The organism is Tumidithrix elongata BACA0141, from assembly GCF_036349135.1.
GTDB classification, from domain to species: domain Bacteria; phylum Cyanobacteriota; class Cyanobacteriia; order Pseudanabaenales; family Pseudanabaenaceae; genus Tumidithrix; species Tumidithrix elongata.
The window spans coordinates 1-2,377 of sequence record NZ_JAZBJZ010000224.1; the positions used below are offsets into that span (position 1 = coordinate 1).

At 39.8% G+C, this 2,377-nt stretch carries 5 protein-coding genes; 3 read left to right on the plus strand and 2 right to left on the minus strand.

Annotated elements, in window-relative coordinates:
• The 3 genes from V2H45_RS25460 to V2H45_RS25470 form a co-directional block, all read left to right on the plus strand.
• The coding region (locus tag V2H45_RS25460) for a hypothetical protein (RefSeq protein WP_330486501.1) at window positions 1–488 on the plus strand (488 nt) is incomplete at its 5' end.
• A gap of 400 nt (window positions 489–888) precedes the next feature.
• Complete coding sequence (locus V2H45_RS25465; RefSeq protein ID WP_330486502.1) at window positions 889–1,080, plus strand: hypothetical protein; 192 nt, start codon at window positions 889–891, stop codon at window positions 1,078–1,080.
• A complete protein-coding gene (locus tag V2H45_RS25470) occupies window positions 1,073–1,408 on the plus strand; it encodes a type II toxin-antitoxin system PemK/MazF family toxin (protein WP_330486503.1) in 336 nt (111 codons plus the stop codon). The genes V2H45_RS25465 and V2H45_RS25470 overlap by 8 nt, the downstream gene beginning before the upstream one ends.
• 120 nt (window positions 1,409–1,528) lie before the next feature.
• On the opposite strand, the gene V2H45_RS25475 is transcribed toward V2H45_RS25470, so the two are convergent.
• The gene (locus V2H45_RS25475) at window positions 1,529–1,864 is read right to left on the minus strand and encodes a DUF5615 family PIN-like protein (RefSeq protein ID WP_330486504.1); all 336 of its coding nucleotides are present in this window, start codon (window positions 1,862–1,864) and stop codon (window positions 1,529–1,531) included.
• Window positions 1,848–2,087, minus strand: coding sequence for a DUF433 domain-containing protein (locus V2H45_RS25480; RefSeq protein WP_330486505.1), 240 nt, complete (start codon window positions 2,085–2,087; stop codon window positions 1,848–1,850). Before V2H45_RS25480 ends, V2H45_RS25475 begins: the two co-directional genes overlap by 17 nt.
• Window positions 2,088–2,377: the final 290 nt, after the last annotated feature.

A 2,377-nucleotide genomic window follows, 5' to 3' on the forward strand; every position in this document is an offset into this window, starting at 1 on the left:
TGAACTCAACGCTGATGCCTTTTCTAATGCTCTCAATCTTTTGTCCTGTACTTAGTTCCTTGAGACAAAAGTTTGACGAATTTTTCCAAGAAGGGTTAGAGAATGGAAGGAGCGAGCTAAGCTTAACGGTCGAACAGCTTAACTGTATTATTTGCTGTGGAATTACCCAAGTCAAGGTAGGCGGAGGGACACGACCCAGTCCTATCTATTATGAAATTGATAATCAAAGGCTAATTGAGAGACAATTATCGTATCCCAGTTTGGGTTGCGAAGGTTATGAAATTAGCACAAGAATTATTGAATTTGCAGGAAATATGTGTTGCATCGAATCAGTGAGAAATGATGATAGTTCCCCAAGTATTTCCCGTATAAATCGATTTAGCCCTTTTGCGATCCTATGCAATGGCGACAGCAAGAAAATAGAGCATTTTTCTAAAAAAATCACGCTTGTTGAAATTGCAGATGATAAAATTGTAATGAGAATTTGATGGCTTGCGGAAGCTGTCAAAATTACTGCATGGGTATCACTTCAAATAATTTTGACTTTTGAAGTGGCTTCCGTTGAATCTTTAATCTTTAGCTAAAGCCACACCCATACTTCGATAGGGAAGAGAATCTAGCTTGCTAACTGGTGTTAAGTGGAAGTTTATAAAGCCCTCTCGCGCAGCATCTGAATCATGTGGCGACCAACAAACCCAAAACATCCGTTACAAAATTTTATAGCAGTTTTCACATAAGTACGAGCAAACAGATCTTGGAAATGCGATCGCCAGAGTAAAAGCGTTAAGCGCGATCGCTGTTTGATTTTGGAAGTGGAGGTGATCGTGATTTTGGGTGGTGAGAGTGGCGATCGTGTTAATCTGTAATTAGAAATTAAGGAATAAAGCTATGACTTCTGTAGTACAAGAGCTTCTAAACACCTTTGACAACCTAACATACTCAGAAAGACTAGATTTATTGTCAGAAATTCTGAGGCGTACAGTTTATTTAGACTTTGAGCCATTATCTGACGAAGAATTAACGCTGAATGCCGAGGATATCTTTCTAACACTAGATGAAGAAGAGTTAGCCTATGGGTAGCCCCAATCGTGGAGAAGTATGGCTAGTCGATCTTGGCTATGTCGCAAAAGTCAGACCATGCTTAGTTGTCAGTATCCCAGCACTAGATAGGGATCGAGCATTAGTAACCCTAGTTCCACATACAACAAGTTTGCGCGATTCCAGATTTGAGGTAAAAGTCAAAGCTAAATTTTTGCGAGAAGGCGCATTTGACGTACAAAATCTCATCACAATTCCTCATGCCAAACTTTTACGCAAACTGGGAGAGCTAACATCAGAGCAAATGGAAGACTTAGAAGATGTCTTACTCGTGTGGTTGGGATTTGAATCTGAAGAAGATGAAGACTAAACATAGAAAACTTTGAGATTTTGAGAAAGGCGATCGCTGTTTGATTTTGGAAGTAAAGGCGATCGTGATTTTGGGGGTTGAGAGGGGCGATCGCTGTTTGATTTTTTGTGGAGTGGCAACTTAACTCAAAATCACTAATATCGACTCAGAAGGACTACTATCTAGCAAATAGATTTGTTCCTTATATTTAGTGATTAGAGCTACGAGAATATCGCGATTACAATTACCAATCCTCAGCCAGACAAGCTTTGGCGGATGTCCATAAAGCAAACTTCGTTGATAAAAATCTGAATCCTTAGAAACTATTGTAAATCCATTATCACGCGCATATTCCCAAACATCCTCGTCAGGAAATCCCTTTAATCCACAATCACGAACGTGCATACTCTCTGGAAAATCTACAGATAATATATGTGGCAATTTTGGAGACAAATTCTCATCAAACAGTAACTTCATAGGGAACCACTGTCAAACGGCGATCGCGATCGGCAGCAAACGCAAAACAAGCCTGAATATCTGCAAGTGTTAAATCAGGAAAATCATCTAATACCTCTTCAACGCTCATTCCACCACCGAGATAGTCAAACACATCTGATACAGCAATGCGTGTGTTAACTATGCATGGTTTACCACTGCGAATATTTGGACTGATGCGTATGCGATCGCGATAGTTTTTCATGATCAAAATTTGCACATAACTTACTTTTATCATAACAGCGCTCTTACAAGAATTTAGGGCTTGAGTGGCGATCGCTGTTTGATTTTGGAAGTAGAGGCGATCGTGATACTTTTGGTGTTGAAGGGGCGATCGCGTTTCACCTAAAATATGGACAAAATCACCGTTCCGATTTGAAACCACCGAAACTTAGAAACCTGAAACCTGCCTGTTGAGAGTATAAGTTATATAATCGTAGGCCAATTCAAGAATGAAATGCAACGGGGTCTGATGAAGCAAAGAATACTTCGTAA

Coding starts and splice junctions, on each gene's coding strand:
- V2H45_RS25480 (WP_330486505.1), bottom strand. CDS start 2,087: ATGAAAAACTATCGCGATCGCATACGCATCAGTCCAAATATTCGCAGT.
- V2H45_RS25470 (WP_330486503.1), top strand. CDS start 1,073: ATGGGTAGCCCCAATCGTGGAGAAGTATGGCTAGTCGATCTTGGCTAT.
- V2H45_RS25475 (WP_330486504.1), bottom strand. CDS start 1,864: ATGAAGTTACTGTTTGATGAGAATTTGTCTCCAAAATTGCCACATATA.
- V2H45_RS25465 (WP_330486502.1), top strand. CDS start 889: ATGACTTCTGTAGTACAAGAGCTTCTAAACACCTTTGACAACCTAACA.